Below are 15957 nucleotides of genomic sequence, written 5' to 3' on the forward strand. Positions count from 1 at the left end.
CGCTGCCATTAACGACCGGCGGCAAAACCGCCGTCCACCGGTGCAATCGTGCCGGTCACATAATCGCTCTCCACGAAATACCGCACCGCGCGCGCGACATCCTCGACCTCCGCGATACGGCCCAGCGGGTGCATCTTGCCCAGCGCGTCGTGCGTCTCGGGCGCATGCATCGGCGTATTCACCACGCCCGGGGCCACGGCGTTGACGGTGACGCCGAACGGCGCCAGTTCCAGCGCCAGCGCCTTCGTCGCCTGATTCATCCCGCCCTTGAGGACCGCAGCCAGCAGCGCGGGCACGCCCGAATGCGCCTGAAGGGCGATCGATGCCGTCACGTTCACGATCCGCCCGCTGCGGCGCTCGCTCATGTGACGTGCGGCCGCCTGCGAGAAATACAGCGTGCCCTTCAGGTTGGTGGCGATCTGTTCCTCGATCTCCTCCGGCGTGAAGTCGACGAACGGCTTCGCCGCGAAGATGCCTGCATTGTTGACCAGCACGTCGACGTGGCCGAACGTCTCGATGGCCTTCGCGAACGCTGCGGTGGCTGCGGACGGATCGGCAACGTCGCCTGCGACCGGCAGGAAACGCTCTCCGGCGTTCAGCAACGCTGCCGTCTGCTCGAGACGGGCACTGCTGCGCCCGGTACCGACGACGTTGTATCCGTCGCGCAAGAATGCCTGTGCCAGCCCGAGGCCGATGCCGCTCGTAGCACCCGTGATGATGACCGTATGTTCCGACTTGCTCATGATGTGTGTCCTTGATGTCGTTTCGCCTGCCGGGGCGTCGGCCAATCCGTCCGCCTCGCCGGTTGAACACACTCTATTCATGATTGAAGACGCGAAAAACGCATGCGATTACACTTGTCTTTTTACATCATGTAATCAATCGCGACCATGCAACGTCAATTCGACGATGTGCTGCTTGGCAGCATCGAGCTGTTTTGTCTGGCGGCGGAGGCTGGCAGCTTCACGGCGGCCGCCAATCAGGCGGGCGTGACGCCCGCGGCCGTCAGCCGGTCGGTCGCGCGGCTGGAGCAACGACTGGGCGTGCGCCTGTTCGTGCGCTCGACGCGCAGCATCCGTCTGACGGAGGGCGGCAGCGCGTATTTCGAGGAATGCCGGACTGCGCTGAGCCTGTTGTCGGAGGCCGAACGACGGGTCTCGGGCGCGCAGTCGCAGCCTTCCGGCACGCTGCGGATCAGTGTGCCCACGACCTACGGGCACTATCGGCTGCTGCCTGTGCTGCCCGAATTCCGTGCTCGTTTCCCACTCATCAAGCTCGACATTCAGGTCAGCAACCAGAACATCGACTTGCACGAGGAGCGCTTCGACTTCGCCATCCGCTTTCGCGCGCAACCTGAGTCGCGCATGGTGGCGCGGCATCTCGAAGAGGCGCAGTTGGTCGTGATCGCCCATCCGGACTATCTCAAACGTGCGGGTACGCCCAGAACGCTGGACGATCTGGCCGATCACCAGTGCATTGAATTCGATTTGCCGAGCACCGGGCGTCCGATCCCCTGGCTGTTCCGCAATGGTGGCGAAGACGTCGAGTTTCACGCGCGCGGCGGATTCCGCTGTGCCGACGACGTGCTCGGCGGCGTCACACTCGCCAAAGCGGGTGGCGGCATATTCCAGACCTACCGGTTCTGCGTGGCAGCCGAACTGGCCGAAGGGAGCCTCGTCGAGCTGCTGCCGGAACATGCAGGCCGTTCTCGCCCCGTGAGTCTCATGTATCCGCACGGCAAGACGCTCCCATCTCGCGGGAGGGTTTTCGTCGATTACCTGATGCAAACGCTTGCGCATTCGTCCACGCCGCGTAAGAGTGACGTACGCGCAGCAGACGTACTCACCGCCCGTCGTCCGGAATAAACTCGGACTGCTGACAACGGATGACGCGTCAGCGGAGCACCATCGCGTGTAAATCGCGAAATACCGAGGTTTTTGTGAATCCCCCGTCCGAATCTACCCCCACCACCGCCAGTTACACCGAACGCAACCATCCGTACTGGCAACGTAACCTCGCCATCTGTGTCTTTGGCTCGTTCACAACGCTGGCCGGACTCAGCATGTTGCTGCCGTTCCTGCCGCTCTACGTCAAGCAACTCGGCGTCGCACCCGAGTCGGCCGTGATCCAGTGGTCCGGCGTCGCGTTCAGTGCGACGTTTCTCGGCACCGCTGTGACCGCGCCGATCTGGGGGCACCTGGCAGATCGCTTCGGGCGTCGACCGATGCTGATTCGCGCCGCTGTGGGCATGGTGATCGTGACGTCGCTCATCGGTATTGCGCACAACGTCTATCAACTCGTCGCGTTGCGTTTGTTGACGGGACTCATCGGTGGTTACGCGTCAGCTTCTACGGTCATGATCGGCACGCAAGCGCCGCGTGATCGTGCTGGGTGGGCACTCGGCGTACTCTCGACCGGCGCACTCGCGGGGAATCTGACCGGCCCACTGATCGGCGGCTTGTTGCCGCCGTTGCTCGGCATTCGCGGCACGTTCTTCGCCTGTGCGGGCATGATCTCGATCACGGCACTGCTCACCATCTTCGGCGTACGTGAAGACTTCGACCGCACACGCGACAGCAAACGGAAAGCGGATCCGGCCACGACCGCGCCCATGCCCCGTGCGCGCGTGGGCATCATCGCCGCCATCCTGTTTACCGGCATGATGGTGCTGCTCGCCAACATGTCTATCGAGCCGATCATTACCGTCTACATCGGACAGTTGGGTGTGGACGGTGCGCACCTCACGCGTGTGGCCGGTGTGGTGATGGCCAGTTCGGCGCTGGGCAGCATGCTAACTGCCGCGAAGCTCGGCGCGCTGGCGGACCGCGTAGGTAGTTGGCGCGTGATCGTCGGGTGTCTGATCGCCACCGCGTTGGTGATGATTCCACAGGCATTCGTCACCGAGTGGTGGCAGTTGGCTGCATTGCGCGTGCTGATGGGGATGACACTGGCGGGCCTGCTGCCCGCCATCGGCAAGCTAGCGCGGCACGCCGTGGACGAGCGCAGCACTGGCAAGCTGCTCGGGTATCTGCAATCGGCGCAGTTCAGCGGGCAAGTCATCGGCCCGATCATCGGCGGTCAGATCGCCGTCGTGTTCGGACTCCCGGCGGTGTTCTTCATGACGGCAATCCTGCTCGTACTGTGCAGCGTGCTGGCCAATCGGGCACGCACCGTCAGCGCCCGGCTCGCGCATCAACCGGCCTGAGTACTTCAGCGACCCGCGCGTGCAGGACGTGTAGGGCGGCGCGCTGATGCCGACGTCGCCAGCGCCTCCTCGAGAAACGCCATCAGCGCCTGCAGACGTGCGGTGCGACCGCGACGCGTCGGCACCAGCAGCGTAACGGGCGCGCTGTCGAAGTCCCAGTCCGCAAGCACGCGCACGAGACGCCCCGCTGCCACGGCGTCGCGCGTGTCCCACTCGGAACGCAGCACCAGCCCCAGCCCCTGCTCTGCCCACTCCCTTGCGACGCTGCCGTCGTTGGTCGTATACGCAGGCACCACACGCACACTGTCTCGTGCCGGGGCACGTCGGGACGTCGCGGGTGCGGCTTTGGTAGATGTCTTCGTCCGACGTCGAAACCGCCAGAGCGAAGCGTCTTCGTCGTTCTCCCGAATACAGATGCAGCGATGCTGTAGTAGCGCGTGCGGCTCAGTCGGCGTGCCGTGTCGTTGCAGATAAGCAGGACTCGCACACAGCCAGCGGTCGTTCGGCGCGAGCGGCCTCGCAATCCATGACGAATCGCGCACCGCACCCACATGAATCACGGCATCCGAGTCGTGTTTGTCCGGCCACGGGGTTTCACGTAGCTCCAGTTGCAGCTTCAGATCCGGATGCAACAGCCCGAAGCGCGCGAGCACCGGAGCCACGTGGTGCCGCCCGTAGCCGAACGGGGCCGAAATGCGCAGCGTGCCGGTGAGACGTTTGTCTTCGCGTCGAAACGATTCGGGCAGCGCGTCCAGCTGCGCGAGCAACGCCGACCCTTCGCGGGCCAGACGCTCGCCTTCGGCCGTCAGGCTGAGCTGACGTGAGGTGCGTGTCGCGAGCGCCAGCCCCAGCGTCGCTTCGAGTTTGCGCAGACGGGCGGACAACGCGGGTGGCGTCACGTTGAGCATGCGCGCCGCCGCACTCAGCGATGCCGACTGCGACAGCGCCTCGATCAGACGCAGGTCTTCGATCTGGATCATTCACCTGAGCTTAATGTTTGATGTGCCGTAATTTAACCACGGCACGCCCTATCCTTCCTACACTGCGTCCAGTCATCTCACGCAAAATCACAACGAAAGAGGCTGTCATGTCCGACACATCCCCCGCCCGCGAGACCGGCTGGCCGCGCGCCGTGCTCTTCGATCTTCTGACCGCGCTGCTCGACTCGTGGACCGTCTGGAATCGCGCCGCCGGTAGCGAAACGGCGGGCCGGACCTGGCGCGCCGAGTATCTGCGACGCACCTACGGCTGCGGCGCGTATGTGAGCTACGAACAACTGGTGCGCGAGGCGGCAGCACACGTCGGCCTGCCGCCCTCGGCACCGCTTGCACTCGAAGCCGAATGGCTGACGCTCCCCGCCTGGGACGGCGCGCGCGATTTGCTTCAGGCGCTTCGTCCGCACTGCAAACTGGGCGTCGTCACGAACTGCTCCAAGACACTCGGGCATCAGGCCGCCGGGTTGCTCGGCATCGACTGGGATGTCGTGGTGACGTCGGAGGAAGCCGGGTTCTACAAGCCCGACCCGCGCCCATATCGTCTGGCACTCGACAAGCTCGGCGTCGAGGCCAGCGATGCGGCCTTCGTCGCCGGTTCCGGTTACGACCTCTTCGGTACGTCGGCCGTTGGTTTGCGCACGTTCTGGCATAACCGTGTCGGCCTGTCGCGTCCCGACGGCGCGCCCGCCCCCGACAGCGAAGCGCCTACGCTTGCGCCTGCGCTCGACTGGCTTCGCCACTTCCACGCCACCGCCTGAAATTCATCGCCATGACTTCGATCCACAACGTTCCGCTCGCGTCATTGCAAACGCTGGAAACGCCCGCCGCCGTTATCGACGTGCCGCGCATGCAGCACAACATCCGCCGGATGCAGTCGCGCATGGACGCGCTCGGCGTGCGATTCCGGCCGCACGTCAAAACCAGCAAGTGCGTGGAGGTCGCGCAGGCCCAAATCGACGCAGGCGCAACGGGCATCACAGTGTCCACACTCAAAGAGGCCGCACGCTTCTTCGACGACGGTGTGACCGACATCCTCTATGCCGTGGGCATGGTGGCGAGCAAGTTGCCCGCAGCGCTGGCGTTGCGTCGCCGGGGTTGTGATCTGAAGATCATCACGGACAGTGTGGCATCGGCGCAGGCCATCGTCGCCTTTGGGACCGAGTATGGTGAGACGTTCGACGTGTGGATCGAGATCGATACGGACGGACATCGCTCGGGCATCCGTCCCGATGAAGACGCACTGATCGATGTCGCCCGTGTGCTGCACGACGGCGGCGCGACGCTCGGCGGCGTCATGACGCACGCCGGTTCGAGCTACGACTTCGACACGCCCGAAGCGCTCGCCGCCATCGCCGAACAGGAGCGCGCGGGCTGCGTGCTGGCAGCGACGCGTCTGCGCGATGCCGGACTGCCGTGTCCGGTCGTGAGCGTCGGGTCAACGCCCACCGCGCTCGCCGCCGAACACCTCGAAGGCGTGACGGAAGTCCGCGCCGGGGTGTATGTGTTCTTCGATCTGGTGATGCATAACGTCGGCGTGTGCACGACCGACGAGCTGGCACTGAGCGTGCTCACGACGGTGATCGGACATCAGGCGGACAAAGGCTGGGCCATCGTCGACGCCGGTTGGATGGCCATGAGTCGCGACCGCGGCACACAAAAGCAGAAGCGCGACTTCGGTTACGGGCAGGTTTGCCGAATCGACGGCAGCGTCGTGCCCGGTTACGTGCTGAGCGGTGCGAATCAGGAGCACGGCATTCTCTCGCGTGAGGGCGAAGCCGATCCGGACATCGTGGCGCGCTTCCTCATCGGCACTCTGCTGCGCATTCTGCCGAATCATGCGTGCGCGACGGGCGCGCAATTTCCCGAGTACCACGCCATCGATCCGGATCGCGATGTCGCAACGTGGTCGCGTCTGCACGGCTGGTAAGCGCCGAGTAGCTGCTTAAGGACCGCGTCGCACGCTGGCGATGCTTATGCCGCCTCGCGGCATAACGTATCCCGATTTCCTTCGTTCACGGCGCGCCATGCGCCCGCTACGCTCGCACTTTGCCTGTATGGAGTGCACTCATGAGCGTAGAAATTATCGGGATGATTACGGCAGCGCCGGGGTCCGAAGTCGATCAACCCACGGGCGCGGCCGTCGACCCCACGTTCATCACGCGCATGGCGCAGGCCCATGAGACGGCCGGTTTCGACCGCGCGCTCATCGGCTACTTCTCGAACGGCCCGGAGGGCAGCCTCGTCAGTAGTCACGTCGCGGCCGCGACGCAACGGCTGGGCATTCTGCTCGCTTACCGTCCCGGGGTCATTGCAGCGCCGCTTGCGGCCCGTCAACTCGCCACACTCGACCAGTTCTCGCGCGGCCGCGTGGCGCTGAACGTGGTCTCCGGTGGGAACGACGCCGATCTGCGCCGCGACGGCGACTTCCTCGATCACGACGCGCGCTACACCCGCACCGACGAATACCTCGACGCCCTCAAGCGCATCTGGACTGCCGACAGTCCAGTCGATTTCGACGGCGAGCACTATCGCTTCGAACAAGCCTCGCCCGCCGTACAGACGTGGCAGAAACCGCACATTCCGATTTACTTCAGCGGTGCGTCCGACGCCGCCATCGACGTCGCGGCACGCCACGCCGATACGTACATGCTCTGGGGCGAGCCGCTCGACGCCGTCGAGTCGCTAGTCAACCGCGTGCGGGCCGCCGCACAACGTTACGGCCGTAAGCCGCGCTTCTCGATCTCGTTCCGCCCCATCGTCGCCGACACGGAAGAACAAGCATGGGCGCGGGCCGACGACGTGTTGCGTCAGGTCAAGGCAACGCGCGCGAGCCTTGGCCTCCGAGCGGAAGCCCCCGAAAACGTCGGCTCCCAGCGTCTGCTGGCCGCTGCCCAGCGCGGTGACGTCGTGGACGAGCGTCTGTGGATGGGCGTCGCAAAAGCGACGGGCGCACGCTGGAATTCGACGGCACTCGTCGGCACGCCGGAGCAGGTGGCGCAAGCGCTGGGGCGCTATTACGCGCTAGGCGTCGACACGTTCCTCATTCGCGGCTTCGATCCGCTCGGAGACACGATCCGTTACGGCGAATCGCTGATTCCCGCCATCCGCCGCCATACCGCCGAACTCGACCGGCAGCGCACGCCTCAGGCGGCGTGATTCGCGTCGAGGTTTCTCGTTCTGTTCTTCTTTTCAATCGCTTTTTATAGGTGTCATGATGTTGCTGCGCTGGATTCGTCGCGCCCGCTTTGCCCTGCCCGCCCTTTCTCTATCCGCTTTCACTGCATTCGGCGTCATGCACGCTAACGTGGCGAACGCACAAGGCATCACGTTGCGCGTCGGGGATCAGAACTACTACAACGTGCGGGCCTCGATGGAGGCTTCGGGTGCGCTCGAAGGGGCAAACTATCAAGTCGAATGGAAACACTTCCAGTCTGCCGCGCCAGTGGCCGAAGGACTCAACGCGGGGGCGCTGGATCTCGGCTTTCTCGGCGACTCGGGTTTCCTGTTCCTCGCTGCGAAAGGCGCACCGGTCAAGCTGATCGCCGTCTCGCGTCAGAATCCGGACACGATTGCGCTACTCGTGCCGAAGGACTCGCCCGTCAAGTCGATTCAGGATCTCAAGGGCAAGAAGGTCGCCTACTGGCCGGGGGCATGGAGTCAGCAACTGACGCTGCGCGCGCTGGAGAAAGCCGGACTTCCGACCGATTACGTCCAGTTCGTCAAGCTGATGCCGGTCGATGCTGCCGTCGCGCTGCCGAATGGCGCTATCGACGCGTTCCCCGTCTGGGAGCCGTACATCTCGCAGCAAGTGGTGCACAACGGCGCGCGTCCGATCATCACGGCGCGCAATCTGATGCCGGGGCTGAGTAGCGTCGCGGCTTACGCGCCGTCGGTCGGGACGAAGCACGCGGCGATTGCCGATTTCCTCGCACGGCTGCAAAAGGCGCGCGCGTGGGTGGAGAGCCACAAGGAGATTTACGCCGATCAATGGGCGAAGAAAGCCGGACTGGATCGCGACGTAGCGCGGCACTGGATCGGTCAGGCCGGGATGACGGTCGATGCCGTCGATAAGCAAGCCGTGGCCGACTATCAGGGCACGAGCGATTTCCTGACGCAAACCGGCGCACTGCCGAACCGCTTCGATGTGAGCAAGATCGTCGATACCTCGTTCAACGCCGTGCTTGAAACGAAGGGACAGGCGACGCGTCAAAGCGCGTCGCGATGATCTGACAATCTGACGTCAGGCCACCGGACGGCGAGATGGTTTCGGTCTCGTCCGCCCGGTCTTTCCATTACTGCGCAGACTTCGGCACAACGTTCAGCGCAGACCCGGCCCTGAACCACGCCAGCTGCACATCGCTATAGCTGTGCTTGAGCGACACAGTTTCCTGTGTGCCGTCCGCGTGATGCAGCACGCACTGCACCTCGCGGCCCGGTGCAAGATCGGCCAGCCCGATGAGATCGATACGGTCGTCGGCGCGAACTCGTTCGTAGTCGTCGGGATTCGCAAACGTCAGTGCAAGCAGCCCCTGCTTCTTCAGGTTCGTCTCGTGAATCCGGGCGAAGCTGCGCGCAATCACCGCCATACCTCCGAGCAGTCGTGGCGATAACGCCGCGTGCTCGCGGCTGCTGCCCTCACCATAGTTGAAGTCGCCGACGATGACCCACGGCACACCCGCCGCGCGATACGCACGTGCTGCCTGCGCAGGTGTGACACCCTCCGCGCCGTTCAGCCAGTCGGTCGTGCTGCCCGTCTCCCCCGTGAAGGCGTTCGTGCCACCCATCAGCAGGTTGTCGCTGAAACGCTCCAGATGCCCGCGCAGTTTCAGCCACGGCCCGGCTGGAGAGATGTGGTCCGTCGTGGTCTTGCCCTTTGTCTTGATGAGCAGCGGCATGCCCTTCGGATCTTTGCCATTCCACGCGGGCCACGGACGCAACACCTGAATGCGCTCGCTCGCGGGATCGACGCTGATCGTCACGGCGCGGCCGTCCTCAGGAGGTGCGATGTAGTGCGTCGCGCCACGCATGAAACCCTGCGGCGGCACCTCGGGCGCGACGGCGGGCGGCGTGAGCCGGAATGACTTGCCGTCAGGGCCGGTCAGCGTATCGCGTTGCGGATCGAACGAAATCCGTCCTGCGAGCGCCCACGCTGTGACGATCTCCGGGCTGGCGATCAGATTGACGGTGTTGGCCGAGCCGTCGTTGCGACGCGGGAAATTGCGGTTGTAGGACGTGACGATGGTGTTGGGTGACGCAACCGCCGCTGCCTCGCGACGCCATTGCCCAATGCACGGCCCGCAAGCGTTCGCGAGCACCGTCCCGCCCATTGACGACAGCGCGGCCAGTTGCCCGTCGCGCTCGATGGTCGCCCGCACTTGCTCCGAACCGGGCGTGACCATGAACGGCACCGTCGCCTTGAGACCCTTTGCCTGTGCTTGTCGGGCGACATCCGCGGCACGGCTCATGTCTTCGTACGACGAGTTGGTGCAACTGCCGATGAGTGCGGTGGAGATGGCGTCGGTCTGCACGTCCCCTGCGTCGAACCTCTGCGACTCACCGGCCGCTTTCATTTGCGATGCGAGTTGCGCCACCGTGCGGGCGCGATCCGGCGAATGCGGGCCGACGACGTGGGGCTCAAGCGTCGACAGATCGATGCGGATGACCCGGTCGTAAAACGCTTCAGGGTCGGCTTCCACTTCGGGATCGGGGGCGAGCAACGCCAGATTGGCTTCGATCACCGGCACCAGATCGGCGCGTCCGCTCGCCCGCAGGTAATCGAGCATGCGTGCGTCGGCGGGGAACATCGACGTCGTCGCCCCCAGCTCTGCGCCCATGTTCGCGATGGTCGCCTTGCCGGTCGCGCTGATCGTGCGAGCGCCGGGACCGATGTACTCGACGATGGCATTGGTGCCGCCGGACACCGTCAGCTCGCCCGCGACGCGCAGGATCACGTCTTTCGGTGCAGTCCAGCCGCCGAGCGTGCCTGTCAGGTACACGGCGATGCGCTTCGGATACAGCACCTCCCATGGCAAACCGGCCAGTGCTTCGACAGCATCCGCACCGCCCACACCGACGGCGCACGCGCCAAGACCACCAGCATTCGGGGTATGCGAGTCGGTGCCGATCATGAGCGCGCCGGGAAACGCATAGTTTTCCAGCACGACCTGATGGATGATGCCCGCGCCCGGCTCCCAGAACCCAAGGCCATACTTCGCCGCCGCGCTGCGCAGGAACGCGTAGACCTCGTAGTTTTCGTCGACGGACGCCTTCAGGTCGGCACGTCCCTCGACACGCGCCTGAATCAGATGGTCGCAATGAATACTCGCGGGCACGGCGACACGCTCGCGCCCCGTCTGCATGAACTGCAGCATGCCCGTCTGACCGAGCACATCCTGGAACATAACGCGGTCGACGCTGAGCGCCAGATAACTCTTGCCTGGCACCAGTGGCTGCGTTTCGGGATCGGTGAGGTGGCCGAGCAGTACCGACTCGGAAAGCGTCAGCGGGTGACCGAGGCGACGGCGCACGATGGCCAGCTTGTCGGCCATGGCGGCATAGAGGCGTGCGAGCGCCTCCGGAGAGAGGAATTGAGACATCGATCACTCCTTCTTGGAAGGTTTTGTGGGGTGGATGGGTGCGATCGCAGGACGCATTCTGGCGTTGGTCTCAATGCCGGTAAAATGAATTTATCTGTCCGATTACTCAATATTTCTGATGAAAATCGACATCCTCGGCGTGCAGGCTTTCGTGGCCATTGCAGACCGTGGCGGATTCCAGAGCGCTGCCGACGCGCTCTCCGTCACACAAACGGCGATCACTCAGCGATTGCGCAAGCTGGAAGACTATCTGGGGGTCACGTTGTTCGAGCGAACCACACGCTCGGTCTCGCTCACGCAGATCGGGCGCGATTTTCTGCCGCAGGCGCGACGACTGCTCGACGAGTTGTCCGACGCGCTCACCGAGATTCGCGAGAGCGGGCAAGCCGCGCGTGGCGACGTCTCCATCGCCTGCGTGCCCACGGCGGGGGTGCAGTTCCTGCCGAGCATTCTTCAGACGTACGCCCAGCAGTTCCCGCACAACCGTGTGCGCGTGCTCGATCATTCGTCGTCTGCCGTAACGGACGCGGTGCTTCGTCGTGAAGCCGAGTTCGGCATCCACATCGCGGGTTCACGTCACGCGGATCTCGTCGGTCTGCCCGTCGCACAGGATCAGTTCGTGCTGATTTGTCATGCGTCGCACCCGCTCGCGCGGCGACGTCGCGTTCCCTGGCGCAGCTTGTCGCCCTACCCACTCATCTTCGCGGGTCAGGTCAGCGCCAACCGGGCATTGCTCGACGGCGCGCTGGGCGACGTCGACCTGCAGCCGCACTTCGAGGTGCAGCGCAGTTCGACGGCGGTGGGCATGGTGGCGGAAGGCGTGGCCGCGGCGGTGGTGCCGCGTCTAGCCTTGCAAAAGGGGGCGTACCCGGACATACGTGTGGTCGATCTGGTCGAACCGGTGATTGCGCGAACACTGGTGCTCGTGACCCGGCGAGGCGCACGGCTCTCGCCTGCCGCGCAGGCGCTCTACGATCTGATCGCGTCCCGTGCGACGCTCGACAGATGACTGACTGACGCCGTCGATCAGTTCGCCGACGGCACGATGCCGTTCGTGGCCATGAAGGTCAGATTGCCCCCCATTCGCGGGTCCCGGAATGGCCCGGCGTCGTGCATCGCCTGAAACCGGGCGGGATCGGGTGAGCGCAGACGATAGAACTCGACCCAGCCGCTGGACGCCTTGGGGCTGGCCGTCTCCTGTGCCGAACCGGATTGCGCGTTGAACCATGCGGGATCACGGTAACCATCGGCCACCCGTGCGGCGAGGCGTTCCAGGGCCCCCTGACGGTACGCATACCAGTCTTCGCCGCGAAGACGCGCCAGCTCGGCCATCATCACGAGCGGTGCCGTCGCGTAGTCGTGGTAATGCAGCGCGCGACGCTTGCGCGCCATCTCCATCGGCAGACTGCCATCGGGCTCGATGGCATCGATGCCGGTGCGAAATACGCCCTGAGCAGTCTTGAGCAACGCGTCGTCGCGCACGGCGACAGCCGTCGCCATGATGCCGATCCCGGTCCAGTAGTAGTGATTGTTGCGCTTATGTTTCGGGTTGTCCCAGTACGCCAGATTGGCGGCCGACAGCTTGCGCAACCACGGCTCGATGGATGCGCGTTGCTGTGGTGTCGCCACCGCCTGTGTGCGCAGATAAGCCAGCGCGATCGCGCCGTGAATCCACTGACGCATGTAGTCCGACTGGTCGTTGTTCACGTGCACCATACGCCCGAGCATCGCCCCGCTGCTCGCCCACGCGTCGAGCCACGTCAACGTGCAGCGTGCGGCGGCCGCGTCGACGGTTCGGGCGTACGCATCGGCCGTCTTCGTGACATGGGACGCGAAGTCGTTCAGCGGTTTGGCCGCCGCGTCGCTTTCGGCCTTGAGCCGAGGATCGACGACGGAGCTGGCCGCGTCCGAGTAGTAGCCCATCGCCCGGATGTCGGGGTTGCCCGGTGGCGGCGCGGGACAGTCGCCTTGTGCGGCGTAAGCGCCAATCGTGAACGACATAGCGACGGTAACTCCTGCAATCCTGACAAGACGCAAAACCATTACGCAATTCCCTGATAGGTAACTTACCCCTGCGACGCCTGCCCGAGCATCCATTCGCGGAAGTACCGCAACGCCGAGCGTTGTTGCAGGCGCTCCTTCGGATAGCAAAGGTAATGCCCGTGACGCGGCACATCCACACCGGCCTCGACGGGCACGACGAGGCGACCCGCCTGTATCGCCTCGCGCGCCAGAAACTCCGGCACCAATCCCACGCCCATGCCCGCCTCCGCCGCCTGTAGCAGCACCGAGTACTGCTCGAAACGCGGCCCCGGGCGCTGTGCATGGGGCGCAACGTCGTAGCACGTCGCCCATGTGCCCCAGACTTCTTCCGCCTGATTGTGCACGAGCCTCGGCGCGCGGGCCACATCCGTTGCGCTCGCCAGCGGATAACGCGCGACGAACGATGGCGCACAGACCGGCACGAAGCGGCGTCCGTCCAGATACTCGCTCACGACGCCCTCCCACGAGCCATCGCCATAGCGCACGGCCGCGTCCAGCGTGAACGGAAAAGCGTCGCCATGCGCCAGGTGACGACTGAAACTTAGGGTAACGCCAGGCGTGCTCGCCAGGAAGTCAGGCAAACGGGGGATCAACCATTTGGTGGTAAACGTCGGCACGCTGGCAATCGTCAGCAGATCGCTTTCGCCACGCGACGTCATCAGTTCCAGCGATGCATTCCCGATCTCACGCAACGGCTCGGCCACGCGGTCGTGATAGCGACGCCCGGCCTCCGTCAGCACCAGATGACGCCCCTCGCGCACGAACAAGGCCGTGCCGACGAGCGTCTCAAGCGCCCCGATCTGCCGACTCACGGCACTCGGCGTCAGGCCCAGCTCACGAGCGGCACGAGAAAAATTCAAGTGCCTTGCCGCACTGGTGAAGGCAAGCAGTTCGGCGATGTTCGGATAGCAATGGCGCATCGGGGAATGTCAGGCTGGCGTTGGGTTCCGGTCAGAAACAGTGGTTCGCGGTCGATTCCGACGACGCGCCAACTGTTCCGTTTTCGCACAGAACGATGCCCGAATCGTGTGTTTTCTTCATGACGATGACATTTCAGACCGTGAAACTCTCGCCCAACGTCGATCCGGCTGTCTCCCCGCCCGCCCTTTTGCAGTAAGGGATTGCAAGACATCCGGCCGACCGATGCGAATTTGTCACCGTATGCCGTTCAGGTTTCCCCGATGTCCGACGTCCACGCCGACCGCCTTGCCCAAACTGTGCCACCCCGGCACAACCCAGCCCCTGCCGACGCAGGCGCCGTGGGGCATGCTGCACCCCGTGCGAAGACGGGGCTGCTGATTTGGGTCGTGCGCGCCGTCGCCGCTCTGTTTCTGATTTACCTCTGCCTGCCGGTGCTGTTGCTGCTGATCGGCGCGTTCGGCCAGACGTGGACCAATACCGTATTGCCGACGGGCGTGACGGGGCACTGGTTCACCGACCTGGCGGGCGACCCGTCGTTTCGCCGTGCATTCTCCACAAGCCTCATCGTCGCGCTGAGCTGCTGTGCGGTGACCGCACTGATCGGCCTGCCGTTGGCGTACTCGCTGCATCACCGCTCGCGCAGCGGCCGCGGGGCGATTGCACGACTCGTGACGCTGCTGCCCGTAGCGGTGCCCGCGCTCACGCTCGGCTTCGGCTACATCGCAGTCTTCAGCGGCGACACGCTGCCGTGGCTCGGCTCGCTCTGGCTGCTCGTGCTGGCGCACGCTGTGCTCACGCTGCCCTATCTCACGCAGACGCTGCTTGCCGATCTGCGGCATCTCGACATTGCCAAACTTGAGGATTGCGCGGCCACGCTGGGCGCTTCGCCGCTGCGTCAATTCCTGACGATTGCCGTGCCGAACCTCACGCACAGTCTTGTGGCCGGGCTGGTGATGGTCGCCGCGTTGTCCATCGGCGAATTCCAGATTTCCAATCTCATCGCGGGTTTCCGCTATCGCAACTATCCGGTGGTGTTGCTGCAGGCGTTCTACGGTGCGACCGGCTTCGCCTGCGCCGCCACCGTCGTGCTGCTCGTGCTCGCGCTTGCCGCGACCGGCATGTCGATCGTCGCGGCTTCCCGCCAGAAGGTCAGTTCATGAGTCTCACTCTCGAAAACGTCAGCTTCCGCTATGCAGGCGCGGCCAATGGTCTTGACGACGTCAGCCTGCAAGCGCGTCAGGGCGAATTGCTTGCCGTAATGGGCCGCAGCGGCTCGGGCAAGTCGACCGTGCTGCGACTCGTCGCAGGTCTGCTCGACGGCTATCGCGGACGCATTGCCATCGGCGATGAAGACGTCGGCGGCGTGCCGGTCTGGCGTCGTCACGTCGGTATGGTGTTCCAGCAATACGCACTGTTTCCGCATCTGAGCGTTGTCGACAACGTGGCTTATGGGCTTCGGATGCAAGGCATCAAGTCGGCCGAGCGTCAGCGTGCGGCCCTCGACATGCTCACGCGTGTCGGGCTGGCCGAATTCGCAACGCGTCGCCCAACGTCGCTTTCCGGCGGCCAGCAACAGCGCGTGGCGCTCGCCCGTGCGCTGGCCATCTCGCCGCGCGTACTGCTGCTCGACGAACCGCTCGCCGCACTCGACGCCGGTATCCGTCAGCAATTGCGCGACGAAATTCGCGCGCTGCAACAGGCTAGTGGTGCCACCACGCTGATCGTCACGCACGACCGCGACGAGGCGCTGAGCATGGCGGATCGCGTCGCCGTCATCGATAACGGCCGTCTGCTGCAGATCGACACGCCGCAACGCCTGTACGACGCCCCGGCCTGCGCGACGGTCGCGAGCTTTACCGGGCTGTCGACGGTGTTGCCTGCACGGGTGACGCGTCCCGGCATGGTCGACACCGGCTTCGCCGAGCTACACGTCGAGACCGGGGCTTGGCGGCCGGGGACGGCTGTCTCATTGCTGGTGCGCCCCGAGCACATTCAGTGCGACCCGCCGGTGAGCACCATCAACCGCCTCGGCGGTCATCCGGGCGCGGTGCGCTTCTTCGGCGCGACCTGCCGATTCGACTTCCTGCCCGAAGGCGCGACAACCCCACTGCTCGGCGAGAGCCGCACGCCCGCGTCGTTCGCCATCGCGCTTGACCCCGCGCATCTGCGCGTATTGCCGCCAGTGGGGGCATGAGAT

At 64.7% G+C, this 15957-nt stretch carries 14 protein-coding genes; 9 read left to right on the forward strand and 5 right to left on the reverse strand.

Translation table 11 applies throughout. The features are described 5' to 3' along the window. Positions 1 to 8 precede the first annotated feature (8 nt). Entirely contained in the window at positions 9 to 743 is a 735-nt protein-coding gene (locus ACIQWO_RS05435) for an SDR family NAD(P)-dependent oxidoreductase (protein WP_402820205.1), read from the reverse strand. A 147-nt stretch (positions 744 to 890) separates the two neighbouring features. On the opposite strand from ACIQWO_RS05435, the gene ACIQWO_RS05440 reads away from it, so the two are divergent. Then, a complete protein-coding gene (locus tag ACIQWO_RS05440) occupies positions 891 to 1865 on the forward strand; it encodes a LysR substrate-binding domain-containing protein (RefSeq protein WP_402820208.1) in 975 nt (324 codons plus the stop codon). Positions 1866 to 1939: 74 nt separating this feature from the next. After that, a complete protein-coding gene (locus tag ACIQWO_RS05445) occupies positions 1940 to 3205 on the forward strand; it encodes an MFS transporter (RefSeq protein ID WP_402820211.1) in 1266 nt (421 codons plus the stop codon). Between the two features lie 5 nt (positions 3206 to 3210). On the opposite strand, the gene ACIQWO_RS05450 is transcribed toward ACIQWO_RS05445, so the two are convergent. After that, positions 3211 to 4185, reverse strand: coding sequence for a LysR family transcriptional regulator (locus ACIQWO_RS05450; RefSeq protein WP_402820214.1), 975 nt, complete (start codon positions 4183 to 4185; stop codon positions 3211 to 3213). Positions 4186 to 4292: 107 nt separating this feature from the next. On the opposite strand from ACIQWO_RS05450, the gene ACIQWO_RS05455 reads away from it, so the two are divergent. The 4 genes from ACIQWO_RS05455 (at position 4293) to ACIQWO_RS05470 (ending at position 8425) form a co-directional block, all read left to right on the forward strand. After that, complete coding sequence (locus ACIQWO_RS05455) at positions 4293 to 4958, forward strand: HAD family hydrolase (protein WP_402820217.1); 666 nt, start codon at positions 4293 to 4295, stop codon at positions 4956 to 4958. An 11-nt stretch (positions 4959 to 4969) separates the two neighbouring features. Further along, positions 4970 to 6127: a DSD1 family PLP-dependent enzyme gene (locus ACIQWO_RS05460; protein WP_402820220.1), complete on the forward strand. Its 1158-nt coding sequence runs from the start codon at positions 4970 to 4972 to the stop codon at positions 6125 to 6127. A 140-nt stretch (positions 6128 to 6267) separates the two neighbouring features. Beyond that, on the forward strand, positions 6268 to 7356 hold the full coding sequence (locus ACIQWO_RS05465; RefSeq protein WP_402820223.1) for an LLM class flavin-dependent oxidoreductase: 1089 nt from the start codon (positions 6268 to 6270) through the stop codon (positions 7354 to 7356). A 55-nt stretch (positions 7357 to 7411) separates the two neighbouring features. Then, on the forward strand, positions 7412 to 8425 hold the full coding sequence (locus ACIQWO_RS05470) for an ABC transporter substrate-binding protein (RefSeq protein ID WP_402820226.1): 1014 nt from the start codon (positions 7412 to 7414) through the stop codon (positions 8423 to 8425). A gap of 67 nt (positions 8426 to 8492) precedes the next feature. Here ACIQWO_RS05470 and ACIQWO_RS05475 read toward each other — a convergent pair whose 3' ends face one another. Beyond that, positions 8493 to 10796, reverse strand: coding sequence for an aconitate hydratase (locus ACIQWO_RS05475; RefSeq protein WP_402820229.1), 2304 nt, complete (start codon positions 10794 to 10796; stop codon positions 8493 to 8495). 118 nt (positions 10797 to 10914) lie between these two features. Between ACIQWO_RS05475 and ACIQWO_RS05480 the strand changes: the two genes are divergently transcribed. Beyond that, entirely contained in the window at positions 10915 to 11805 is an 891-nt protein-coding gene (locus ACIQWO_RS05480) for a LysR family transcriptional regulator (protein ID WP_402820232.1), read from the forward strand. Between the two features lie 17 nt (positions 11806 to 11822). Here ACIQWO_RS05480 and ACIQWO_RS05485 read toward each other — a convergent pair whose 3' ends face one another. Continuing rightward, the gene (locus tag ACIQWO_RS05485; protein WP_402820235.1) at positions 11823 to 12797 is read right to left on the reverse strand and encodes an alginate lyase family protein; all 975 of its coding nucleotides are present in this window, start codon (positions 12795 to 12797) and stop codon (positions 11823 to 11825) included. A gap of 65 nt (positions 12798 to 12862) precedes the next feature. After that, positions 12863 to 13759, reverse strand: a complete 897-nt coding sequence (locus ACIQWO_RS05490) for a LysR substrate-binding domain-containing protein (protein ID WP_402820238.1) — start codon at positions 13757 to 13759, stop codon at positions 12863 to 12865. A gap of 261 nt (positions 13760 to 14020) precedes the next feature. On the opposite strand from ACIQWO_RS05490, the gene ACIQWO_RS05495 reads away from it, so the two are divergent. Both ACIQWO_RS05495 and ACIQWO_RS05500 read left to right on the forward strand, forming a co-directional pair. After that, positions 14021 to 14920, forward strand: a complete 900-nt coding sequence (locus ACIQWO_RS05495; RefSeq protein ID WP_402820241.1) for an ABC transporter permease — start codon at positions 14021 to 14023, stop codon at positions 14918 to 14920. Next, positions 14917 to 15954, forward strand: a complete 1038-nt coding sequence (locus ACIQWO_RS05500) for an ABC transporter ATP-binding protein (protein WP_402820244.1) — start codon at positions 14917 to 14919, stop codon at positions 15952 to 15954. The genes ACIQWO_RS05495 and ACIQWO_RS05500 overlap by 4 nt, the downstream gene beginning before the upstream one ends. Positions 15955 to 15957 lie beyond the last annotated feature (3 nt).

It is taken from the genome of Pandoraea sp. NPDC090278 (assembly GCF_044772185.1).
Taxonomy (GTDB): domain Bacteria; phylum Pseudomonadota; class Gammaproteobacteria; order Burkholderiales; family Burkholderiaceae; genus Pandoraea.